Origin of the sequence: Diaphorobacter sp. J5-51, from assembly GCF_001023515.1 — a bacterium.
Lineage (GTDB): Bacteria > Pseudomonadota > Gammaproteobacteria > Burkholderiales > Burkholderiaceae_C > Diaphorobacter > Diaphorobacter nitroreducens.
In genome coordinates this window covers 137,154-160,184 of sequence record NZ_JSYI01000043.1, presented here as the reverse complement: position 1 = coordinate 160,184, position 23,031 = coordinate 137,154, and the positions used below count along the sequence as shown (strand labels likewise).

The following is a 23,031-nucleotide window of genomic DNA, read 5'->3' as shown; positions in this document are numbered from 1 at the left end:
GCCCTTGGTCGACAGCTCATCAATACTTAACGCGAACAGCGCCTTTAATTAATAGCTACTCGCGCTTACCCTGCATGCGTTGCAGGCCATTTTTATTCATTTTCCTGTGCCAGCGCCCAGGCCACATGCTCGCGCACCAGCGGGCTCGGGTCATTGGCACGCGCAGCCAGCGCGGCGCGAACGACAGGGTCGCGGGTCGCGCGCAACGCGTTGCCCAGCGCCACGGCGATGTTGCGCAGCCAGCGCTCATGGCCGATGCGACGGATCGGGCCGCCCTCGGTCATGCGCAGGAAGGTCTCCTCGTCCCACGTAAACAGATGCACGAGCTGCTGCCCCACCAGCCCCGCACGCACATCGAAATCGGGCAGGCTGCTGGTCTGCGCGAACTTGTTCCACGGGCAGATGAGCTGGCAATCGTCGCAGCCATAGATGCGGTTGCCCATGAGCGGACGCAACTCCAGCGGAATGGGCCCGGCGTGCTCGATGGTGAGGTAGGAGATGCAGCGGCGCGCATCCAGGCGGTACGGCGCGATGATGGCCTGCGTGGGGCAGACGTCGATACACGCCTGGCAACTGCCGCAGTGGTGGGTGACGGGCTCGGTGGGTTCGAGGGGCATGTCCACATAGATCTCGCCCAGGAAGAACATCGAGCCGGCCTCGCGGCTCAACACCAGCGTGTGCTTGCCGCGCCAGCCCTGGCCGCTGCGGCGCGCAAGCTCGGCCTCCAGTACCGGCGCCGAGTCGGTGAACACGCGGTGGCCAAAGGGCCCTACTGCCTCGGCGACACGGTCGCTGAGCTTTTGCAGCCGCGCGCGCAGCACCTTGTGGTAGTCGCGTCCCCGGGCGTAGACGGAAACCACCGCCTCGGTGGGTCGCGCCAGCCGGCCAAGTTCAATGGCCTGCCAGCCCTCGGAGGCTTCCAGCGCCATCGCGCGCGGCAGGTAGTCCATGCGCGCAGTGATCACGCTCACGGTGCCGGGCACCAGTTCCGCCGGGCGCGCACGCTTCAAGCCATGCGCAGCCATGTAATGCATCTCGCCATGGAACCCTTGGGCCAGCCATTGCATCAATCCGGGCTCGGCGGAGGACAAGTCCACGCCGGCCACCTTGATTTGGGAAAATCCCAGCTCGCGGGCCCAGCCTTGTATTTGAGGAACGAGTTGACTGCTGCACACCATCAACACCCGATTGTAGAAACGCCGCACTGCCTGTCGCTGCAATGGAAGGACGAGGAGGACACGGCACGCTTTGCCACGCGCCTGGCCGCGCAGCCCGGCCTGCGCAATGCCTTCATCGCCCTGCATGGCGACCTGGGTGCAGGCAAGACCACGCTGGTGCGCCACCTGCTGCGCGCCCTGGGCGTGCAGGGGCGCGTCAAGAGCCCCACCTACGCCGTGGTCGAGCCGCACCAGGCACCAGGACTGAACATCTGGCACTTCGACTTCTACCGCTTCAGCGAACCGCGCGAGTGGGAAGACGCAGGCTTTCGCGACATCTTCGCCAGCCCCGGCCTGAAGCTGGCCGAGTGGCCTGGCCATACAGGAACCCTCATCCCGCCTGCGGATATTGCTATTCACATTGAAGCGGAGGATGATTCAGCCCGGCACGTGACGCTGCGAGCCCACACGCCCCATGGCAGCGCCATACTGCAAGGACTGGACACCCCATGAGCGATGCCCGCCGCCCTTCCCCCCTTCACAGCCGCCGCACCCTGCTGCGCGCGGGTAGCCTGGTACTGCTGCTGGGCACGCAGCAGATCGCGCGCGGCGCCACCATCGTCGCGGTGCGTGTCTGGCCCGCGCCCGACTATTCACGGGTGACCATCGAATCGGACCGCGCGCTCACGGCCCGCCAGACCTTCGTGGACACGCCGCCGCGCCTGGCCGTGGACATCGAGGGTATCGACCTCAACCCCTCGCTGCGCGAACTGGTCGCCAAGGTGCGCGCAGACGACCCCAACATCGCCGGCATCCGCGTGGGCCAGAACGCGCCCGGCGTGGTGCGCCTGGTGGTGGACCTGAAGCAGGCGGCGCGGCCGCAGGTCTTCACGCTGCAGCCCGTGGCCGCGTACCAGCACCGGCTGGTGTTCGACCTGTATCCCGCGCAGCCGCCCGACCCGCTGGAGGCGCTGATCGCCGAGCGGCTGCGCGACGCCACCGCGCCGCTGCCCGGCAGCGCGGGTACGGGGCGCGCCATGGCGGCTCCCCCATTGACGGACCCGCTGGGTGACCTGATCGCACGGCATTCCGCACCGCAGGCCATGCCCCCTGCCCTGCCCGTGCCGGGCACGGCGGTGGCAACCGCACCCGTGGCGCCGGCACCCGCCGCCCCGGCGCGCCCTGCCGCGCCCGCCACCCCGCCTACGACGGCCCGAGCGGCGTATTCCACCGACCGCCTCATCATCATCGCGCTGGACCCCGGCCACGGCGGCGAAGACCCGGGCGCCATCGGCCCGCGCGGCACGCGCGAAAAGGACGTGGTGCTGAAAGTGGCGCACCTGCTGCGTGACCGCATCAATGCCACGCAGGTGGGCGGCAACCCCATGCGCGCCTTCCTCACGCGCGACGGTGACTTCTTCGTCCCGCTGGCGGCGCGCGTGGACAAGGCGCGGCGCGTGCAGGCAGACCTGTTCGTGTCCATCCACGCCGACGCCTTCACCACCCCGTCGGCACGCGGCGCCAGCGTGTTCGCGCTGAGCCAGGGCGGCGCGTCCAGCTCGGCCGCGCGCTGGCTGGCCAACAAGGAGAACGAGGCCGACCTGATCGGCGGCGTGAACCTGGGCGCCCAGCAGGACCGCCATGTGCAGCGCGCGCTGCTGGACATGAGCACCACGGCGCAGATCAACGACAGCCTGAAGCTCGGCAGCGTGCTGCTGGGCGAGATCGGCGGCATGGCCAAGCTGCACAAGCCGCGCGTGGAGCAGGCGGGCTTTGCCGTGCTCAAGGCGCCCGACATTCCCAGCGTGCTGGTGGAGACGGCCTTCATCAGCAACCCCGAGGAAGAGTCCAAACTGCGGTCCGCCGCGTATCAAGAGCAGTTGGCCGACGCGCTGATGCGCGGCATCGTCCGATACTTCGCGAAAAACCCGCCGCTGGCGCGCAGCCGCACCGTCTGAGCAGCGCGGCCGTGACCGCCATGGCACTGCCCCACGCCCAGTCCTGCGAAGCCGTCAGCCTCCGGCCCCTGGCGCCGCGCCTGCACGACACCCCCACCAGCGCCCTCATCAAGGCCGGCCAGCTGGAAGTGATCCGCGTGGTGCTGCCCGCCGGTAAAGAGCAGCACCAGCACGACGCACCGGGTGAGGTCACGCTGTTGTGCCTGGAGGGCGAGGTGCTTTTCCAGGCCGGCGCGCAGTCGCATCCCCTGCGCGAAGGCGACTTCCTGCACCTGGTGCCGCGCATTCCGCATGTGCTGCGGGCGCTGCAGGACGCCTCGCTGCTGGTGACGATCTGTCTCGCGCCGGGTTAGGGCCTGGGGCCGCCGCGTCCTACACGCGCCGGCAAGACGGGCCTACACCGGCGCCGGGCCAGCGGGGTGACAGTTGAGTCACGGCCCCACACCGGGGTCTGTTGACCATAAGGAGCCACCATGCAATACCGCCACCTTCTCTCCGCCGCCGCCTGCGCAGCCGCCCTGGGCCTGGTGGGCTGCTCGTCCAATCCCACCAACGCCCAGATCGGCACGGGTGTCGGCGCCGTGGCTGGCGGCGCACTCGGTAGCGCCGTGGGCGGCACGGCCGCCACCATTGGCGGCGCCGCCGCTGGCGCGCTGATCGGCCACGAACTGGGTGAGGACCGGGACCGCGATCGCCGCCGTTGACGGCCCGCCTGAGAGCCTCACCATGCAGAACGCCACCCCTCTCGCGAGGCGGTGGCGTTTTATATGGAATATGGCCTTAACGCGCTTCTAGTAAGCGCGACTAGCTATCTATTCAATAGCAACCGCAGTTCCCTGTGCCTTGCGCCCGGCGCGCCATGCGCCAAAGATGGCAATCAGGCCGGGGATGAAGATCATGGCCCAGATGATCTTGTCCAGATGCCGCTGCACCCAGGCCATGTTTCCAAAGAAGTACCCCGCCGTGCAGATGCCCACGACCCACAGTACTGCACCACCGACGTTGTAGGCCGTGAACTTGCCCCGCCCCATGGCCGCCACGCCGCCCACGAAGGGAGCGAACGTGCGGATGAAAGGCATGAAGCGCGCCAGCACGATGGTGATGCCGCCATAGCGCTCATAAAACGCATGGGCCTGGTCGAAGGCCTTCTTGTTGAACCAGCGCGAGCTTTCCCACTGGAATACCTTGGGTCCGAAATAGCGCCCGATGCTGTAGTTGCACTGGTCGCCCAGGATCGCCGCAGCCAGCAGAACCGCACAGGCCAGCGGGAAGTTCATCAACCCTGCACCGCTGAGCGCCCCCACCACGAATAGCAGCGAGTCACCCGGCAAAAAGGGCATCACCACCACGCCCGTCTCCACGAACACGATGATGAACAGCAGCGCGTACACCCAGGGGCCATAGCTGGCCACGAAGGCGGCGAGATGCTTGTCCACATGCAGGATGAAATCGATCAGGAACGCAAAGACTTCCAAAACACAAACCTCCCGTTGGCGAAGTGCGCCGTAATGTACCCGCGCCCCCAATGCCCCTGGTTGCACCACACCACCATTGGCAATTGCTCACACTTGTTGGCAATTGGCAAACAAACTGCGGGGCACACTTCACACGGCCGCGCCATAGTGCACCCACGGCGTGCGCACCGCGCCGCACCTCATTACAAGACCATTTTCCCGAAAGGAACCGCCATGACCGTCCTCCGCCACAGCCGCCTGATCGCCACTGCCGCACTGCTCACGGGCGCCCTTGCACTGGGCGGCTGCGCCCACCGGCCCAGCAACGCACAGATCGGCACGGGCGTCGGCGCCGTGGCCGGCGGCCTGGTGGGCAGCGCGGTGTTCGGCTCCACGCTGGGTACCGTGGGCGGCGCCGCTGCCGGCGCGCTGATCGGTAACGAGGTCGGCCGCAACAACGACCGCGGCTACCGCCACCGCCACTGACCCTTACAGCACCCGCGGTCGCATCGCCACCTAAAATCCCCGCGTGACCGCACAGCCTTCCGACACCGCCCTCGCCCCCGCGCCCCGGCGCCCCATTCGCGACCTGCCCGACGAACTCATCAGCCAGATCGCCGCGGGCGAAGTGGTGGAGCGCCCCGCGTCTGCCGTGCGCGAGCTGGTGGACAACGCCCTGGATGCGGGCGCCACCCAGATCACCGTGCGCCTGCTGGCCGGCGGCGTGCGCCTGATCGCCGTGGAGGACGACGGCAGCGGCATCCCGCAGGATGAGCTGCCGGTGGCCCTGCGCCGCCACGCCACGAGCAAGATCACCAACCTGCACGACCTGGAGTCGGTCGCCACCATGGGCTTTCGCGGCGAGGCACTGGCCGCCATCGCGTCGGTGTCCGAGGTGGCACTGCTGTCGCGCACCGCGCAGCAGGCCAGCGCCTTTCTGCTGGATGCGCGCAGCGGCGAGCTGCGCCCCGCGGCACGCAGCCGTGGCACGACCGTGGAGGTCAAGGAGCTGTTCTTCTCCACGCCCGCGCGGCGCAAATTCCTCAAGACCGACGCGACCGAGCTCGCCCACTGCATCGAGGCCGTGCGCCGCCATGCGCTGGCGCGGCCCGACGTGGGCTTTGCCATCTGGCACGAAGGCAAGCTGGTGGAGCAGTGGCGCGCCACCCTGGCTCCCGCTGCCACTGCGGACGAGGGCGAACGCCAGCAGGCCCTGCAGCAGCGCCTGAGCGACGTGCTGGGCGAGGACTTCATTCGCGACTCCGTACCTGTGCACCTGCGCCTGGGCGCGGTCACGGTGACGGGCCGCGCCGGGCTGCCCGATGCCGCCCGTTCGCGTGCAGACCAGCAGTTCTGCTACGTGAACGGCCGCTTCGTGCGCGACAAGGTGCTCACGCATGCTGCGCGCAGCGCCTACGAGGACGTGCTGCACGGCCACAAGCAGCCGGTGTACGCGCTGTACGTACAGATCGACCCGCAGCGTGTGGACGTGAACGTGCACCCGACCAAGATCGAGGTGCGCTTTCGCGACAGCCGCGAGGTGCACCAGGCCGTGCGCCACGCGGTGGAGAACGCTCTGGCGGCGCCGCGCGCGCAGGCGCTGGCGGCTGCCGCTTCAACTTCTGTAGCACCTGCCGCGCCACCCGTGGGTGATGCGGATAAAAATCAAGCTCAACCGTCCTATTGGCAAGCGCAAGCAGCTATCAAATTTGAAGAGCGCGCAGGTCACAAGGTCTCTGACTTACAAGCACTCTGGGGCACATCCACGGCTGCGCCACCGCCCGGTATGCCGGCAACCACCGCCATGGCACCGGTCGCTCCAGGCGCGCCCACGGCGCCGTCCTTCTCGCCCGCCAGCGCGGCTCCACTGGCTGCCGTCGACATGGCGACTGCGCCCGTCGAGGATGCACACACCTGGCCGCTGGGCCGCGCCGTGGCGCAGGTCCATGGCGTGTATATCCTGGCCGAAAGCGCACAAGGCTTGGTGGTGGTGGACATGCATGCGGCGCACGAACGCATCGTGTACGAGCGGCTCAAGGCCCAGGTGGACCAAGGTGCACGCATCGCCAGCCAGCCACTGCTCATCCCCGCCACCTTTGCCGCCACCCCCGAAGAGGTGGCGACCGCCGAGGCGCATGCCGACACGTTGGCCCTGCTGGGACTGGAGGTCGTGCCGTTCTCGCCGCGCACCCTGGCCGTGCGCGCCGTGCCCACCACGCTGGCCCAAGGCAACCCCGTGGAGCTGGCGCGCAGCGTGCTGGCCGAGCTGGCCACCCATGACGCCAGCACCGTGGTGCAGCGCGCGCAGAGCGAGATCCTTGCCACCATGGCCTGCCATGGCGCCGTGCGGGCCAATCGCCGCCTGACGCTGGACGAGATGAACGCCCTGCTGCGCCAGATGGAAGTCACCGATCGCTCCGACCAGTGCAACCACGGCCGCCCCACCTGGCGCCAGCTCAGCATGAAAGAGCTGGACGCGCTGTTCCTGCGCGGGCGCTGAGCGCATCCACACACCCTCTCACGCCGCTACCACCCAGCGGGATTCCCTTCTCCCCCGACTGCCTTGCACTGCCAGCGCTGCTTTGGCGGCGCCCAGGGCGGCGCAGCCGTGCCCCTGTCAAACCGTTGCGCAATCCCGCGCAACAGGGCATTCGCCGTCGACTTCGCACCAAAAGCGCGCAAGAAAACGCACCAGCAACGCGCGACAACCCCGAAAACCTGTCCCATTGCGAGGCATCAAATCCAAAATGGTGCATAACCACATGTCTTTTTGACATAATTCGATGCTGCATTGCCGCATCGCTAAATTCCCCTTGAGCAGAAAGTCCTTATGAAGCACCAATCCGTGGGCCATTTCCTTGAACAGGTTGCACAGCGCAACCCCGGCCAGCCCGAATACCTGCAAGCCGTGACCGAGGTCATGGAAAGCCTGTGGCCGTTCATCGAAAAGAATCCGCGCTATGCCGAGCAAGGCCTGCTGGAGCGCCTGGTGGAGCCCGAGCGGGTGGTGATGTTCCGCGTGTCCTGGTTCGACGATCACGGCAATGTGCATATCAACCGCGGCTACCGCATCCAGCACAGCATGGCGATCGGCCCTTACAAGGGCGGCCTGCGCTTTCACCCCTCGGTCAACCTGTCGGTGCTGAAGTTCCTGGCCTTCGAGCAGACCTTCAAGAACGCGCTGACCACGCTGCCCATGGGCGGCGGCAAGGGTGGCTCGGACTTCGACCCCAAGGGCAAGAGCCCGGCCGAAGTCATGCGCTTTTGCCAGGCCTTCGTGACGGAGCTGTTCCGCCACGTGGGTCCCGACACCGACGTGCCCGCGGGTGATATCGGCGTGGGCGGCCGTGAGGTCGGTTTCATGGCCGGCATGTACAAGAAGCTGGCCAACAACGCCGCCAGCGTGTTCACGGGCAAGGGCCTGGCCTTCGGCGGCTCGCTGATCCGCCCCGAGGCCACCGGCTACGGCACGGTGTACTTCGCCGACGAGATGCTCAAGACCCGGGGCCGCAGCTTCGACGGCCTGCGCGTGTCCGTGTCCGGCTCGGGCAACGTGGCCCAGTACGCCGTGGAAAAGGCCATGCAACTCGGTGCCAAGGTCATCACCGTGTCGGACTCCAGCGGCACCATCATCGACGAAGACGGCTTCACCCCCGAGAAGCTGGCCATCCTGATGGACGTGAAAAACCATCATTACGGCCGCGTGAGCGACTACGCCGCGCGTACCGGCGTGAAGTTCGAAGCCGGCGTGCGTCCCTGGCATGTCAAGGTGGACGTGGCCTTGCCCTGCGCCACGCAAAACGAGCTTCATGAAGACGACGCCCGCACCCTCATCAAGAACGGCGTGCTGTGCGTGGCCGAAGGCGCCAACATGCCCTCGACCAACGAGGCAGCCAAGCTGTTCGAGCAGGCGGGCGTGCTGTACGCACCGGGCAAGGCCAGCAACGCCGGTGGCGTGGCCACCTCGGGCCTGGAAATGAGCCAGAACGCGATGCGTCTGTCGTGGACCCGCGACGAAGTGGATGCGCGCCTGCTCCAGATCATGCAGGGCATCCACGCCGCCTGCCTGCAATACGGCAAGCGCGCCGATGGCAGCGTGAGCTACATCAACGGTGCCAACGTGGCTGGATTCGTGAAGGTGGCCGAGGCTATGCTGGCGCAAGGCGTGGTCTGATACCTCTGCGCAGGCCCCGCGCCTGCGGCACACCGCGCAAGCCGGCCCCTGGGCCGGCTTTTTTTAGCGGTTGGCCGTCAGCAACAAGCCGCCTGCTCCCATGAAGAAGCCACCTGTGGCACGGTTCAGCCGCACCACGCCGCGCTGCGTGCGAATCACGCGGCGGATCTGCCGCCCGCACGTGGCATACACCGCTGTGGCCACGAATTCCGCCATCAGGTAGATGCTGCCCAGCACCAGGAACTGCCGCGCCGCGGGCTGTGCCGGATCGATGAACTGCGGGAAGACGGCCGCAAAGAGGATGATGGCCTTGGGGTTGGTGATGCCCAGCAGGAACTCCCCTGCCATCAGGGCGCGCACCGAGGCGCGCGCGGGTGCGGGTGCCTCATCTCCCTCGACCAGCGCCGCGCCACCGAACTCCCGGCTGCGCCATGCGCGCCAGCCAATCCAGAACAGATAAACGGCGCCGGCCCATTTAACGGCCGTGAATGCGGCCTCCGAAGCCAGCAGCATGGCCCCCAATCCCACGGCCGAGACACTGAGGAAAATGGCGAATGCGGCCACCCGCCCCACGGTCGCGATCAGCGCGGCTGCGACACCGGCGCGGATGCCGTTGTTGAGCCCGCAGAAATTGTTGGGGCCGGGCGTGAGCGCAATGGCAACGGCGGCGGGGGCAAACAGCAGGGCTTCCACGACAACTCCTTGCGCCAGCGGGCGCGGAAAAAGGTGCGTCAGTTTATTCCGGCAGTACCACCCGGTGGCGCCAGGGCAGATCGCCCAACGCATCGTAATGCGCCACCACCAACACGCGCCCAGGGGTGCGGGGTGCACTTGCCTCCCGCTGCAGCGCCTGCAGCAGGTAGGTGATGGACGCCTTGTCCAGGCCGGCCATCAGCACCTTGCGCTGGCTGCCTGCGGAAAGCTGGTGCATGGCCTTGTGCAAATGCCCGGCAATGCCCCAGCCCGCGGCGTGGGCGCGCCAGTCCTCCTCGGACCAGCGCGCATGGAGCGTGCGCTGCCCGGCGGCCCAGTCCTGCGCCGTCATCGCCTGCGGCCACGGCGCGCGCGGGTCGCGCCAAAAGACCTGTGCCCGGTATTGCGCAGGATTCTGCGTCGCGCTCGTGCCATGCAGCAGCATCCGCCCGGCCTGCGGCGCCCACTCTCCGGCCATCAGGCGCAACAGGCTGGTCTTGCCCGCCCCATCCCCACCCTGCACCAGCACCAGGCCTGCGGGAAAATCCGCACTCCAGTGCTGGAACAAGGGCCGTTGCGCAAAGCCGAAGCAGATCCCGTCGGCCCGCAACGCGGGCGGGGATGCAATAGGCTCGGGGCACTTCAGCATGATTTCTCCTGAAGAAACAGCGCCCGCATCACAGGGCTGGGTTGTCGCATGACTTTGCATTTTCTGGATTTTGACTACAGCGAGGATGAGGAAGGCACGGCCACCTGGGATGCCGTGGCCAGCGTGCCCACGGCACGCCTGCCCGAGCTGCTGGCGGAGATTACAGCGCTGCTGGACTGGGCGCACACCGAGTTCGGCGCTCTGCGCGGCCCGGTCGAGACGGGAGGACTGTGGGACTACGACCTGCAGTGCGAGCGCGACGGGTTGCCCTTGCTGGCGCTGGGGTTCGACATCCACGAACGGCAAATTCATCCACGACCACAATCCCAGCCCCAGGCGTGGGTGACCTTGACGCTTTCCCTCAGTGGCGGCCCAGCCTTTGCAGCGGCGTTCGTGGACCGCTTCGGCGCCACGTAACCCAGCGACTCTTCCGCCCTACACTGGCGCATGGCAAGGTCCACCAACGCCCAGAAAAGACCCCAGGACATGCGCCACCTGATGAGGGAACTGGCGCCGTTCCTGCGTCCCTACCGGATACACCTCGCTGGCGCGATGGCGTTTCTGCTGCTCGCCGCCTTGGCAACGCTGGCCTTTCCCGCGGCCCTGCGTCAATTGATCGATGGCGCGATTAGCGCAGCCACCCCCGGGGGAAAAGGCGTCGGCGCACCGGCCTTGCGCACGCACTTTGCAGTGCTGTTCGCGGTCGCCGTGGCACTTGGATTGGCGTCGGCCGCACGCTACTACCTCATGAGCTGGCTGGGCGAACGCGTCACGGCAGATCTGCGCAACGCCGTCTACGCGCACGTGCTGCGGCAGAGCCCGGAGTTCTTTGAAACCACGCAAACGGGAGAAGTGCTGTCGCGCCTCACGGCCGACACGACACTGGTGCAGACCGTCGTGGGCTCATCGCTGTCCATGGGGCTGCGCAATGCCGTGCTGGGCGCCGGCGCGCTGGGCATGCTGATCTGGAGCACGCCCTACGTGATGGCGCTCGCCTTCGGGGCCATCGTCGCCATCGTGCTGCCGTCGATGTGGATCGGACGGCGTGTACGGCGTCTGTCACGCGCAAGCCAGGACCGCGTGGCAGATGCCAGCGCCATCGCCGCAGAGGTGTTGGGCGCCATTCCCGTGGTGCAAAGCTACACCGCAGAAGCGCGCGAGGCCGCCCGCTTCGCGGCGGCTACGGAGAGTGCGCTGCGTGCAGCCCTGCGCCGCAGCGGCGCCCGTGCAGCGCTGATGGCCTTCATCATCATTGCCAGCGCCGCGCTGTTGCTGTGGGGGTTGTATCTCGGGGCCCAGGCGGTCCTTGCAGGGACGCTGTCGGCCGGGCAACTGGGGCAGACCATTCTCTATGCGATGTTTCTCGCGGGTGCCGTAGCCGTGCTGGGCGAGGTCTATGGCGACCTGTTGCGCGCCGCGGGTGCGATGGAGCGGCTGATGGAACTGCTCGCAACACGCCCCACGCTTGCCGCACCATCCCGGCCCGCCATGCCGCGGGCCACAGACCTTTCGATCGAGTTCACGGGCGTAGGCTTCTCCTATCCCTCGCGCCCCGTGCCACCCGCGCTGCGCCACTTCGACCTGCGCCTGCTGCCAGGAGAAACCGTTGCGTTGGTGGGCAGCAGCGGCGCCGGCAAGTCCACCGTCTTTCAATTGCTGCAACGCTTCTACGACGTGAGCGAGGGCCGCATCACGTTGGGTGGCGTGGATTTGCGCGACATGGACCCGCAGGTGCTGCGAAGCCACATTGGCGTGGTTCCGCAAGACGCCGAGATTTTTTCCGCATCGGCCCTGGACAATATCCGCTATGGCGATCCGCAGGCGAGCCGGCACGCCGTGGAAGCAGCGGCACGCGCCGCATTTGCCCATGAATTCATCGACGCGCTGCCGCAGGGGTACGACACCTTTCTCGGCGAGCATGGTGTACGCCTCTCAGGAGGCCAACGCCAGCGCATTGCCATAGCCCGCGCGCTGCTGAAGAACGCCCCCGTACTGCTCCTGGACGAGGCCACAAGCGCCCTGGACGCGCACAGCGAGCGTGCCGTGCAGCTTGCGCTGGACACCGCGCTTCGCCAGCATTCCCGCCAACGTATTACCCTGGTCATCGCCCACCGGCTGGCCACCGTCCAGCATGCGGACCGCATCGTGGTCATGGACCATGGAAGCATCGTCGAGCAGGGGCGGCATGAGGACTTGCTGCATCAGGGCGGCGTCTATGCCCGCTTGGCAGCGCTGCAGTTCTCGCGTTGAAGGGTCATTGGGGGCGGCGCCGACGCGCTAGAGCCAGCCAGAGCCAGCCAGAGCCAGAACCCTAGTGCAGAGGCTCTTTCGCTGCCTGCGGCAACGCCAGCGGCAGCACTGCAATACCCTCATCCAGCAGCTCGGCGGTTTCCTGGGGCGTCGCTTGGCCGCGTATGCCGCGCTCTTCCGTCTCGCCGTAGTGCATGCGGCGTGCCTCGGATGCGAAGCGGTCTCCCACGTCCTCGGTCTGCGCCATGACCTGGCGCGCCATGGCAAGCCATGCGGCCTGAAAGGCGGCGGATACCCCCTCTGGCGGAACGGGAGCGGGAGCCGTCGCAGGGGCTTGCCGCGATGTGGAGGCCCCGGTGCTCAGGTTCAACCGGGGAGCGCTGACCCCCTTGCGCACCTGCGAGTCTCCGCACATCGGACACTGCACCAGGCCACGTGCCTGCTGGCTGTGAAAGTCGCCCTCACTCGCAAACCAGCCTTCAAACGTGTGGTCGAGCGAACACAGCAGGTCGAGTACTTTCAAGGCCAACCCTCATCAGTCCTCGGCGGCACTGCGGTCGCGGCGACGCATCAGGTAGCGGTAGACGAACCCCGGAAATGCCAGCGTCACGAACAGCGCCCCGGTGACCGCGTAGAACTCCCAGCCCTGGGGCGCAATCTGCCCTGCCCGTTTTTCGAGCGCCAACGCCAGACCACCGACCAGGAAGTACAGCAACACCAATTCCAGCGCGCGGACGAAGAAGGGTTTGCCTTCCCGAACGCGCGCGCCGACGACCAGCCACCGGTCATTGATGAAAGGGAGATTGGCCGCCACAAGGGCGGCCAAAATTACCAGCCAGATGGCCCCCGTCTGGGTCATGGCAGCCGCGACGCCCGGTCAGGTGGCGAGGGCGCGCACGATGGCATCGGCGCACAGGGCCATGAGCCCACCCGGCAGCAGTCCCAGGACCAGGACCAGAGCGCCATTGATGGTCAGCACCACACGCACATCCAACGGTGCGGACACGCTGGTAGCAGTCAATGGTGCGTCGAAGTACATCACCTTCACCACGCGCAGGTAGTAGAACGCGCCGATCAACGACATCATGACGGCGAATACCGCCAAGGCGATGTGCAGTACCTGCCCGGACGCGACCAGCGCTTGCAGCACGGCCAGCTTGGCATAGAAACCGACCAGCGGCGGAATGCCGGCCATCGAGAACAGACACACGGCCATCACGCCTGCGTACAGCGGGCTGCGCTGGTTCAGACCGGCCAGGTCGGAAATTTCTTCGCTTTCAAAACCTTCGCGCGCCAACAGCAGGATCACACCGAAGGCCGCCAACGTGGTGAGCACATAGGTCACCACGTAGAACATGGCGGAGCTGTAGGCGTTCTCCACAGCGGTGGCGTCCACGTTGCCATGCACCACACCCGACATCAGGCCCAATAGCACGAATGCCATCTGCGAGATCGTCGAGTACGCCAGCATGCGCTTGAGATTGGTCTGCATGATCGCAGCCAGGTTACCCACCAGCAGCGACCCGATGGCCAGTACCGCAAGCATCTGCTGCCAGTCGATGGCCAGCGGCAACAGGCCGTCCACCAGCAAGCGGATGGTCATGGCGAACGCGGCCAGCTTGGGTGCGCTGCCGATGAACAGCGTCACGGCCGTGGGCGCGCCCTGGTACACGTCTGGCACCCACATATGGAACGGAACCACGCCCATCTTGAAAGCCAGCCCGGCGACCACGAACACCAGGCCGAACACCAGTACTTGGTGACGGATCTGCCCCGCGTTGATGGCCTTGAATACCTGGCCGATGTCCAGCGAACCGGTGGCGCCGTAGAGCATGGACAGGCCATACAGCAGGAAGCCGCTGGCCATGGCGCCCAGTACGAAATACTTCATCGCGGCCTCGGTGGCCGTGGTGTTGTCGCGGCGCAGGGCGACCAGCGCATAGCTGGAAAGCGTCAGCAGTTCCAGGCCAAGATAGATCAGCAGGAAGTTGTTGGCCGAAATCATCACGAACATGCCCAGCAGCGCCAGCATGGTCAGGGTGAACAGTTCCCCGCCACGCAGCATGCCGCGATCCGTGGCATAGGGACGGCCATAGACCAGCACCACCATCACCGCCAGGGTGGCGAAGCACTTGAGCCAGTTGCCCATGGCATCGCTGACCACCATGTTGCCCCAGGCGTAGAAGGTGTTGCCACTGCTCGCGTACATGGCCTGGAGCGCGGCCACCACCGCCAGGGTGAGCATGGTGAGCACGTAGGTTCCCGTGCGGCGCGCGCTGCTGACGCCCAGATCCACCAGGGCAATCACGCAAGCCATGACCAGCAGCACGATCTCGGGATAAATCGCCAGCCAGCTGATGTTGTCAATCATCTCGTTTCTCTCGGTTCAGTCTGGTCAATTGAGCTTGGATTGGGCCACATGCCTGAGCAACTCGGCCACGGAGGCATCCATCACGTCGGTAAAGGGCTTGGGATGGATGCCCATGTACAGCACGGCGATCGCCAGCAGCCCCAGGATGAGGAATTCGCGCCCGCCGATGTCTGCCAGACCGCGCACGTTGTCATTGGTCACGGGGCCAAGATAGACGCGCTTGTACATCCACAGGGTGTAGCTGGCCCCCAGGATCAGGCTGGTGGCGGCGCCCAGGCCGACCCAGAAGTCGAACTTGACGGCACCGATGATCACCATCCATTCGCCCACGAACCCTGCCGTCGCCGGCAAGCCGCAGTTGGCCATGGAGAACAGCAGCGCAAAGGCCGCGAACTTGGGCATGGTGTTGACCACGCCGCCGTAGGCTGCAATCTCGCGGGAATGCACGCGGTCATACAGCACGCCAATGCACAGGAACATGGCTGCGGAGACGAAGCCGTGGGCAATCATTTGCACCAGGCCACCCGACACGCCGATGTCGTTGAACACGAAAAAGCCCAGGGTGACCAGGCCCATGTGCGCAACGGACGAGTAGGCCACGAGTTTCTTCATGTCCTTTTGCACCATGGCCACCAGCCCCACGTAGATCACAGCCACCAGCGACAGGGTGATCATCAGCCAAGCCCATTCGCGCGAAGCGTCCGGCGCGATCGGCAGCGAGAAGCGCAGGAAACCATACGCGCCCAGCTTCAGCATGATGGCGGCCAGCACTGCGGAGCCGCCAGTCGGCGCCTCGACGTGCACATCAGGCAACCAGGTGTGGACGGGCCACATGGGCACCTTGACGGCAAACGCCGCGAAGAAGGCGAAGAACAGCAGGGTCTGCGCCGTGCCGGACAGTGGCAGCTTGTGCCAGGTGGCAATGTCGAAGCTGCCGCCCGACTGGTTGTAGAGATAGATGAAGGCCACCAGCGTCAGCAGCGAACCCAGCAAGGTGTACAGGAAGAACTTGAAGGCCGCATAGATCTTGTTCGGCCCGCCCCAGATACCGATGATCAGGTACATGGGGATCAGCGTGGCCTCGAAGAACACATAGAACAGCATCCCGTCCATGGCACAGAACACGCCGACCATGAGGCCCGACAGGATCAGGAATGCAGCCATGTACTGGTTCACCCGCTCGGTGATGGCCTCCCAGGATGCGATCACCACGATCACCGTGATGAAGGCCGTCAGCGGAACGAACCAGAACGCGATTCCGTCCACGCCGAGATGGTAGTGGACGTTGAAACGCTCGATCCACATGCTCTTTTCGACAAACTGCGCGGCAGCGCTGCCATTGTCGAAACCACCGATGAGCGGAAGCGTGACGGCAAACCCGGCCAGCGCACCAATGAGTGCCAGCCAGCGCACGGCCCCCACATGCTCATCGCGCCCCAACGCCAGCAACAGGGCACCAAATGCGATGGGCACCCAGATGGCAAGACTCAACAAACCCATTTTTGATTTCCCTCTACTTGTTGAGCCAGACGAAGTACGTCATGAGTGCGAACACACCCAGGATCATGACCAGCGCATAGTGGTAGATGTAACCCGACTGCAGCCAGCGCACCAGTCCGGCAATGCGTCCGACAAGTTTCCAGGAGCCATTCACGATGGCCCCGTCGATCACGCCCTGGTCGCCGCCCTTCCACAGGGCGGTACCCAGGCAGCGAGCCCCCCGGGCAATGATGTTCTCATTGATCCAGTCGAGGTAGTACTTGTTCTCCAGCAGCGTAAAGACAGGCTGGAAGGCCCGCTTGATGGCGGCCGGCAGGGCCGGATTGACCATGTACATGTAATAGGCCAGGGCAACTCCCGCCAGTCCCAGCCAGAACGGCGCGGCGACAAAGCCGTGCATGCCCATTTCCTTCCAGCCGTGGATGCTCTCGGCCAGTTCCGCCATGGCGGGGTGGCGCGTGGCATCGACATGGATCACGCCGTTGAAGAAATCGCCGAACAGCATGGGCATCAGCGTCATGGCGCCGATCACCACCGACGGAACGGCCAGCAGCACCAGCGGCAGCCAGACCACCCAGGGCGACTCGTGCGGCTTGGCGTCGTGACCATGCCCGTGGCCGTGGTCGTCGTGGTGCGCGTCGGGGTTCTGGTCGTAGCGCTCCTTGCCGTGGAACACCAGGAAGTACAGGCGGAACGAATAGAACGCCGTGACGAACACACCGGCCAGCACGGCGAAATGCGCGAAGCCTGCGGCGGGCAGATGGCTGGCGTGCACCGCCTCGATGATGGCGTCCTTGGAATAGAAGCCCGAGAAGAACGGCGTGCCGATCAGCGCCAGAGAGCCCAGCAGGAAGGTGATCCAGGTAATGGGCATGTACTTGCGCACGCCGCCCATCCAGCGGATGTCCTGGTTGTGGTGCATGCCGATGATGACCGAGCCCGCACCAAGGAACAGCAGCGCCTTGAAGAAGGCGTGCGTCATCAGGTGGAACACAGCCACGGAGTAGGCCGATGCGCCCAGGGCCACGGTCATGTAGCCCAGCTGGGACAGCGTGGAATAGGCAATCACGCGCTTGATGTCGTTCTGGATGATGCCCAGGAAGCCCATGAACAGCGCGGTGATGGCGCCAATGACGAGGACGAAGTTCAGGGCCGTATCGGACAGCTCGAACAACGGCGACATGCGCGACACCATGAAGATGCCGGCCGTCACCATGGTCGCGGCGTGAATCAGGGCCGAGATGGGCGTGGGGCCTTCCATCGAATCGGGCAGCCACACATGCAGCGGGAACTGGGCCGACTTGCCCATGGCGCCAATGAACAGGCAGATGCAGATCACGGTGATCAGCATCCAGTCGGTGCCGGGGAAACCGATGGCGCCCAGTTCATTGGCCTTGGCGAAGATCTCGCCATAGTTGAAGGAGCCCGCGTAGGCGGCAATCAGGCCGATGCCGAGAATGAACCCGAAGTCGCCCACCCGGTTCACCAGGAATGCCTTCATGTTCGCGAAGATGGCCGTGTCCTTCTTGTACCAGAAGCCGATCAGCAGGTACGACACCAGGCCCACCGCCTCCCAGCCGAAAAACAGCTGCAGCAGGTTGTTGCTCATGACCAGCATGAGCATGGAGAAGGTGAACAGCGAGATGTAGGAGAAGAAACGGTTGTAGCCGTCGTCCTCTTCCATGTAGCCGATGGTGTAGATGTGCACCATCAGGGACACGAAGGTCACCACGCACATCATCATGGCCGTGAGGCTGTCGATCAGGAAGCCGACCTCCATCTTCAGGCCACCCACGACCATCCAGGTGTAGATGGTGTCGTTGAAGCCCGCGCCATCCTGCACGACGCTCTGGAGCGTCATGGCCGACAGCACGAAGGCGATCAGCACCCCCAGGATGGTCAGCGAATGGGAACCACGACGGCCGATCAAGTTACCGCCGAACGCGGTACCGAACACGCCAACGAGCACGGAGCCCGCCAGCGGCGCCAGGGGCACCGCCAGCAGCATCGAAGCAGAAAGGGTTTGACTCATTCTTGAGAACCTTGCAAGTACCGGTGACCCATCAACCCTTGAGGGTGTTGAGGTCTTCCGCGTCAATGCTGGACTTGTTACGGAACAGCAGCACCAGGATGGCCAGGCCGATGGCGGATTCAGCAGCCGCCACGGTGAGAATGAAGAACACGAAGACCTGACCGTGCATGTCCCCGAGGTAGTGCGAGAACGCGACGAAGTTGAAATTCACCGCGAGCAGCATCAGTTCGATCGCCATCAGCAAGACGATGAGATTCTTGCGATTCAGGAAGATGCCGATCACCGCCATGGCGAACAGCATGGCGCCCAGCGTGAGAAAGTGGCCCAGCGTCGGTGTCATTGCTTCTTCTCCTCGGCAGCGGGTGCGGCCTCTGCGGCCGGTGGCTCGGTGGCTGGCATTTTCATCATCACGACGCGGTCGGCGGCACGCACGCGAATCTGGTCAGCGGGGTCAATGGCCTTCGAATCCTTGCGCTGGCGCAGCGTCAGTGCGATGGCCGCGATCATGGCCACCAGCAGAATCACGGCCGCCACCTCGACCGGGTACAGGTACTCGGAATACAGCAGCTTGCCCAAAGCCTTGGTGTTGGAATACGGCACGGCCTGCCCCGCCGCATTGACCACCACGTCGGCGATCGCCTTGGGCTCCTCCATACCGCGGAAGCCCGTCATCAGCACGGCCGCCATTTCAAACGTCACGATGGCGCCGATGAGGGCTGCCACCGGAAAATGCTTCCAGAAGCCTTTGCGCACGGCGTCTATGCGTATGTCAAGCATCATCACGACGAACAGGAACAGTACCATCACTGCACCCAGATAGACCAGCACCAAGGTGATGGCCAGGAATTCCGCCTTCAGCAGCAGCCAGATACCGGCGGCCTGCGAGAAGGCAAGAATCAGATGCAACACGGCATGCACGGGATTGCGCGCCGTGATGACCCGGAAGGCCGCATAAAGCAGCACCACCGCAAACAGATAGAAGAAACCGGTCTTGGCATCCATGAATCAGGTCTTTTCAAAAGTTCAGACGTTGTACGGACACCCGGTCAACGGTACTTGGCGTCCGCAGCCTTGGCGGCTGCGATCTCGGGCTCGTAGCGGTCACCAACGGCCAGCAGCATGTCCTTGGTGAAGTACAGATCGCCCCGCTTTTCACCGTGGTACTCGAAGATCGGCGTTTCCACGATGGAGTCAACCGGGCAGCTTTCTTCGCAAAAGCCGCAGAAGATGCACTTGGTCAAGTCGATGTCGTAGCGCGTGGTGCGGCGCGAGCCATCGGCGCGCACGTCGGACTCGATGGTGATCGCCACCGCCGGACACACCGCCTCGCACAGCTTGCAGGCAATGCAGCGCTCTTCGCCGTTTTCATAGCGGCGCAGCGCATGCAGGCCGCGGAAACGCGGCGAAAGAGGAGTCTTTTCCTCGGGGAACTGCACCGTCACCTTGCGACGGAAGGTGTAGCGGCCCGTCAGGGCCATACCCTTGACCAGTTCCCAGAGCATGAAGCTCTTGAAAAAATCCTTGATGGAGAAAGATGCAGAAGCAGCAACAGCAGCCATGGATGTCCCCGCTTATTTCCAGATGTTCCAGGGCGACAGCAACCATGCGCCCACGACCAGCAGCCACACCAGGGTGACCGGAATGAAGATCTTCCAACCCAGACGCATGATCTGGTCATAGCGGAAGCGCGGGAAGGTGGCCCGAATCCAGATGAACATGGACACCACCAGGAAGGTCTTGATGCCCAGCCAGATCCAGCCCGGGATGAAGCCGAGCGCATCGAAGGGCGGCAGCCAGCCCCCGAGGAACATCACCACGGCCAGGATGGAGACCAGCCACATGCTGGCATATTCCGCCAGGAAGAAAATGGCAAAGCCCATGCCCGAGTACTCGACCATGTGGCCCGCCACGATTTCCGCCTCGCCCTCGACCACGTCGAACGGGTGGCGGTTCACCTCGGCAACCACGGAGATCAGGTAAACGATGAAGATGGGGAACAACGGCAGCCAGTTCCAGGACAGGAAGCCCAGCCCCATGTCCGTCATGGTGCCGCGCCCCTGGACGGCCACGATCTCGGTCAGGTTCATGCTGCCCGACACCATGATGACGACCAGGAAGCAAAAGCCCATGGCGATTTCATAGCTGACCATCTGGGCCGAGGCACGCAAGGCCCCCAGGAAGGCGTACTTGGAGTTGGAGGCCCACCCGGCAATGATCACGCCATATACCTCGATGGAGGTGATGGCCATGACCAGCAGCAGGCCCGCGTTGACATTGGCAAGCGCCAGATCCGGCCCGAAGGGGATCACCGCCCATGCGCCCAGCGCGGGCATGATGGCCATCACCGGGCCGAGATAGAACAGACCCTTGGCAGCCGCCGCAGGCTGGATCAGCTCCTTGGTCAGCAGCTTCAGGGCGTCGGCAATCGGCTGCAGCAAGCCGAAGGGCCCGACGCGGTTGGGCCCGAAGCGCACCTGCATGAACCCCAGCAGCTTGCGTTCCCACAGCGTCAGGTAGGCCACGGCCCCCAGCAGCGGCAATACGACGCAGATGATCTTGATGAGATTCCAGATGACGGGCCAGGCCGCGCCGGTCCACCATGAGGCGGCGACCAGGTTCAGGCCGCCGTTGTAGATTGCGTCGATCATGCAGCGACTCCTTCACGTGCCGCACGCGCGTCGGCCGTCAGTTGCAGCGAAGGTGAACGGCGCACCAGGCTGTCGAGCTGATAGATGGCGGCCACGGCGGGCTCGCCGCATTCGCCTGCCAGCGAACCGATCTCGGCCTTGGTGGCGTTGCTCAGGCGTTCGGCGGGCAATTGCAGGCCGTCGCTGGTGGACTCACCGGTGGGCCTGCCGATGGCGCTGGCCAATACGTCCTGCGAGGTTTCGTAGTCCATGCCCTTCAACCCCAGCAGGTTGGCCAGCACGCGCAGCACCTTCCATGCGGGTCGGGCGTCACCGGCAGGCTTGACCACCGCGTGGAAGCTCTGCAGGCGGCCTTCGGCATTGACGAAGCTGCCGGACGTCTCGGAGAACGGCGCGATGGGCAGCAGCACGTCGCTGAATTCGAGATTGGTCTTGAAGGGGCTCAGGGTGACGACCATGTCGGTCTTGGCCAGGGCCTGCGCCGCCGCGACACCCATAGCCGAATCATGCTCGGGCTCCACGTTGAGCAGCAGGGCCGCCTTGAGCTTGCCGCCGAGCATCTGGGCCGCGTTCAAACCGTCTTTTTGCGGCTGGGCGCCGACGAACTGCGCGCCCACCGTGTTGGCCGCCTCGGTCAGGTAACCGACCGTGGCCCCGGTCTGGGCGCCAATCCACTGCGCCAGCGCCAGCAAGCCGGAAGCCCGGGCGTGATGCGCCGCACCATTGCCCAGCAGGATGGCCTTGCGCTCCCCGGCGAGCAGCGACGCCGCGATGGCGCGCGCATCATCCCCGATGGCCGTCGTTGGCACGGGCGCGGGCATGCCCTTGTGCTCGGCGACTGCAGCCGCCACCTCGGCCAGCGCAGCACCCCAGCCGCTGGCTGGCACGATGCGCGCGTGGGCCACGGGCATGGCCCAGTCATACGCTACCGAATTAATAGCAGACACCCCGCATCCATGGCGGGCTGCCTGGCGAATTCGCTGTGCAAACAGCGGATGATCCTTGCGCAGGTTGGAGCCCACGACCAACACGGACTGCAGCGTGCTCAGGGATGCGATGGACGTCCCCAGCCAGCGCACACCTTCGGCCTTGCCGAACTCCGCATGGCGCAGACGGTGGTCGATGTTGTCGCTACCCAACCCGCGCACCAGCGCGCCGGCCAGGAACAACTCTTCTACTGTGCTGTGCGGGCTTACCAGCGCTCCGATGCTCTGGGCGCCGTGCTCGGTCTTGACGCACCGCAGACCGTTGGCCACATATTCCAGGGCCGTCTGCCAATCGACTTCCTTCCACTCCCCACCCTGTTTGAGCATGGGACGTGTCAGGCGGTCGGGGGAATTCAATGCCTCATAGGAAAAACGGTCGCGGTCAGCAATCCAGCACTCGTTGACATCCTCGTTCTCGAACGGGACGACGCGCATGACCTTGTGGTTCTTGACCTGCACAATGAGATTGGCACCCGTGGAGTCGTGCGGACTCACGGATTTGCGGCGAGACAGTTCCCACGTGCGGGCGCTGTAGCGGAAGGGCTTGCTGGTCAGTGCGCCCACCGGGCACAGGTCGATCATGTTGCCCGACAGTTCCGAGTCGACCGTATCGCCGATCACGGTCGTGATCTCCGAATGCTCGCCACGGTTCACCATGCCAAGTTCCATCACGCCGGCGATTTCCTGGCCGAAACGAACACAACGCGTGCAATGGATGCAGCGGCTCATCTCTTCCATGGAGATCAGCGGGCCTACGTCCTTGTGCGCCACCACGCGCTTTTCCTCGCCATAGCGCGAGGAATCGCCGCCATAACCTACGGCCAGATCCTGCAACTGGCATTCGCCGCCCTGGTCGCAGATGGGGCAGTCCAGCGGATGATTGATGAGCAGGAACTCCATCACCGACTGCTGGGCCTTGATCGCCTTGTCGCTCTTGGTGCGCACGATCATGCCCTGCGTCACAGGCGTGGCGCATGCAGGCAGGGGTTTGGGGGCCTTCTCCACCTCCACCAGGCACATGCGGCAATTGGCGGCAATGGAAAGCTTCTTGTGGTAGCAGAAATGGGGAATGTAGGTACCCACCTTCTCGGCCGCATGCATCACCATGCAGCCTTCGGTGACTTCTACCTTCTTCCCGTCCAGTTCGATTTCAACCATA

At 65.0% G+C, this 23,031-nt stretch carries 23 protein-coding genes; 9 read left to right on the top strand and 14 right to left on the bottom strand.

The window, feature by feature from the left end; all coding sequences use genetic code 11:
* Window positions 1–92: 92 nt before the first annotated feature.
* The gene (queG, locus tag OX89_RS06815; RefSeq protein WP_199856222.1) at window positions 93–1,148 is read right to left on the bottom strand and encodes a tRNA epoxyqueuosine(34) reductase QueG; all 1,056 of its coding nucleotides are present in this window, start codon (window positions 1,146–1,148) and stop codon (window positions 93–95) included.
* 12 nt (window positions 1,149–1,160) lie between these two features.
* Between queG and tsaE the strand changes: the two genes are divergently transcribed.
* The 4 genes from tsaE (at window position 1,161) to OX89_RS06795 (ending at window position 3,819) form a co-directional block, all read left to right on the top strand.
* Complete coding sequence (gene tsaE, locus OX89_RS06810) at window positions 1,161–1,670, top strand: tRNA (adenosine(37)-N6)-threonylcarbamoyltransferase complex ATPase subunit type 1 TsaE (protein WP_047350036.1); 510 nt, start codon at window positions 1,161–1,163, stop codon at window positions 1,668–1,670.
* Entirely contained in the window at window positions 1,667–3,115 is a 1,449-nt protein-coding gene (locus tag OX89_RS06805) for an N-acetylmuramoyl-L-alanine amidase (RefSeq protein WP_047350035.1), read from the top strand. Before tsaE ends, OX89_RS06805 begins: the two co-directional genes overlap by 4 nt.
* A 20-nt stretch (window positions 3,116–3,135) precedes the next feature.
* On the top strand, window positions 3,136–3,468 hold the full coding sequence (locus OX89_RS06800; RefSeq protein ID WP_047350048.1) for a cupin domain-containing protein: 333 nt from the start codon (window positions 3,136–3,138) through the stop codon (window positions 3,466–3,468).
* A gap of 120 nt (window positions 3,469–3,588) precedes the next feature.
* Window positions 3,589–3,819, top strand: coding sequence for a glycine zipper domain-containing protein (locus tag OX89_RS06795; protein ID WP_015912630.1), 231 nt, complete (start codon window positions 3,589–3,591; stop codon window positions 3,817–3,819).
* A 108-nt stretch (window positions 3,820–3,927) separates the two neighbouring features.
* Here OX89_RS06795 and OX89_RS06790 read toward each other — a convergent pair whose 3' ends face one another.
* A complete protein-coding gene (locus OX89_RS06790; RefSeq protein ID WP_015912629.1) occupies window positions 3,928–4,590 on the bottom strand; it encodes a DedA family protein in 663 nt (220 codons plus the stop codon).
* Window positions 4,591–4,803: 213 nt separating this feature from the next.
* Between OX89_RS06790 and OX89_RS06785 the strand changes: the two genes are divergently transcribed.
* From OX89_RS06785 to gdhA, 3 genes are all read left to right on the top strand, one after another.
* Window positions 4,804–5,055, top strand: coding sequence for a glycine zipper 2TM domain-containing protein (locus tag OX89_RS06785; protein ID WP_011804420.1), 252 nt, complete (start codon window positions 4,804–4,806; stop codon window positions 5,053–5,055).
* Window positions 5,056–5,098: 43 nt separating this feature from the next.
* Window positions 5,099–7,069 carry a DNA mismatch repair endonuclease MutL gene (gene mutL / locus OX89_RS06780; protein WP_047350034.1) on the top strand — a complete coding sequence of 657 codons (1,971 nt, stop codon included), beginning with the start codon at window positions 5,099–5,101 and terminating at the stop codon, window positions 7,067–7,069.
* A gap of 330 nt (window positions 7,070–7,399) precedes the next feature.
* Entirely contained in the window at window positions 7,400–8,743 is a 1,344-nt protein-coding gene (gdhA, locus tag OX89_RS06775) for an NADP-specific glutamate dehydrogenase (RefSeq protein ID WP_047350033.1), read from the top strand.
* 63 nt (window positions 8,744–8,806) lie between these two features.
* Here gdhA and OX89_RS06770 read toward each other — a convergent pair whose 3' ends face one another.
* Together OX89_RS06770 and OX89_RS06765 are read right to left on the bottom strand one after the other, a co-directional pair.
* On the bottom strand, window positions 8,807–9,436 hold the full coding sequence (locus OX89_RS06770) for a LysE family translocator (RefSeq protein ID WP_011804417.1): 630 nt from the start codon (window positions 9,434–9,436) through the stop codon (window positions 8,807–8,809).
* Window positions 9,437–9,479: 43 nt separating this feature from the next.
* Window positions 9,480–10,085 (bottom strand): ATP-binding cassette domain-containing protein, encoded by a 606-nt coding sequence (locus OX89_RS06765; RefSeq protein ID WP_047350032.1) that lies wholly within the window; start codon window positions 10,083–10,085, stop codon window positions 9,480–9,482.
* Window positions 10,086–10,133: 48 nt separating this feature from the next.
* Between OX89_RS06765 and OX89_RS06760 the strand changes: the two genes are divergently transcribed.
* Both OX89_RS06760 and OX89_RS06755 read left to right on the top strand, forming a co-directional pair.
* On the top strand, window positions 10,134–10,502 hold the full coding sequence (locus OX89_RS06760) for a hypothetical protein (protein ID WP_011804415.1): 369 nt from the start codon (window positions 10,134–10,136) through the stop codon (window positions 10,500–10,502).
* A gap of 30 nt (window positions 10,503–10,532) precedes the next feature.
* On the top strand, window positions 10,533–12,335 hold the full coding sequence (locus OX89_RS06755) for an ABC transporter transmembrane domain-containing protein (protein WP_047350031.1): 1,803 nt from the start codon (window positions 10,533–10,535) through the stop codon (window positions 12,333–12,335).
* 61 nt (window positions 12,336–12,396) lie between these two features.
* On the opposite strand, the gene OX89_RS06750 is transcribed toward OX89_RS06755, so the two are convergent.
* The 10 genes from OX89_RS06750 to nuoG are packed head-to-tail and all read right to left on the bottom strand — an operon-like array spanning window position 12,397 to window position 23,030.
* On the bottom strand, window positions 12,397–12,858 hold the full coding sequence (locus OX89_RS06750) for a DUF1178 family protein (protein WP_047350047.1): 462 nt from the start codon (window positions 12,856–12,858) through the stop codon (window positions 12,397–12,399).
* Between the two features lie 12 nt (window positions 12,859–12,870).
* A complete protein-coding gene (locus tag OX89_RS06745; RefSeq protein ID WP_011804412.1) occupies window positions 12,871–13,194 on the bottom strand; it encodes a DUF2818 family protein in 324 nt (107 codons plus the stop codon).
* 18 nt (window positions 13,195–13,212) lie between these two features.
* A complete protein-coding gene (gene nuoN / locus OX89_RS06740; protein ID WP_047350030.1) occupies window positions 13,213–14,706 on the bottom strand; it encodes an NADH-quinone oxidoreductase subunit NuoN in 1,494 nt (497 codons plus the stop codon).
* Between the two features lie 24 nt (window positions 14,707–14,730).
* Window positions 14,731–16,206 (bottom strand): NADH-quinone oxidoreductase subunit M, encoded by a 1,476-nt coding sequence (locus tag OX89_RS06735; protein WP_047350029.1) that lies wholly within the window; start codon window positions 16,204–16,206, stop codon window positions 14,731–14,733.
* 13 nt (window positions 16,207–16,219) lie between these two features.
* Entirely contained in the window at window positions 16,220–18,238 is a 2,019-nt protein-coding gene (nuoL, locus tag OX89_RS06730; RefSeq protein ID WP_011804409.1) for an NADH-quinone oxidoreductase subunit L, read from the bottom strand.
* Between the two features lie 31 nt (window positions 18,239–18,269).
* On the bottom strand, window positions 18,270–18,578 hold the full coding sequence (gene nuoK / locus OX89_RS06725; protein ID WP_047350028.1) for an NADH-quinone oxidoreductase subunit NuoK: 309 nt from the start codon (window positions 18,576–18,578) through the stop codon (window positions 18,270–18,272).
* Window positions 18,575–19,240 (bottom strand): NADH-quinone oxidoreductase subunit J, encoded by a 666-nt coding sequence (locus OX89_RS06720; protein ID WP_047350027.1) that lies wholly within the window; start codon window positions 19,238–19,240, stop codon window positions 18,575–18,577. Before OX89_RS06720 ends, nuoK begins: the two co-directional genes overlap by 4 nt.
* Window positions 19,241–19,284: 44 nt before the next feature.
* A complete protein-coding gene (nuoI, locus tag OX89_RS06715; protein WP_047350026.1) occupies window positions 19,285–19,797 on the bottom strand; it encodes an NADH-quinone oxidoreductase subunit NuoI in 513 nt (170 codons plus the stop codon).
* A 12-nt stretch (window positions 19,798–19,809) separates the two neighbouring features.
* Window positions 19,810–20,886 (bottom strand): NADH-quinone oxidoreductase subunit NuoH, encoded by a 1,077-nt coding sequence (gene nuoH, locus OX89_RS06710; RefSeq protein ID WP_011804405.1) that lies wholly within the window; start codon window positions 20,884–20,886, stop codon window positions 19,810–19,812.
* Window positions 20,883–23,030 carry an NADH-quinone oxidoreductase subunit NuoG gene (gene nuoG, locus OX89_RS06705; RefSeq protein ID WP_047350025.1) on the bottom strand — a complete coding sequence of 716 codons (2,148 nt, stop codon included), beginning with the start codon at window positions 23,028–23,030 and terminating at the stop codon, window positions 20,883–20,885. Before nuoG ends, nuoH begins: the two co-directional genes overlap by 4 nt.
* Window position 23,031 lies beyond the last annotated feature (1 nt).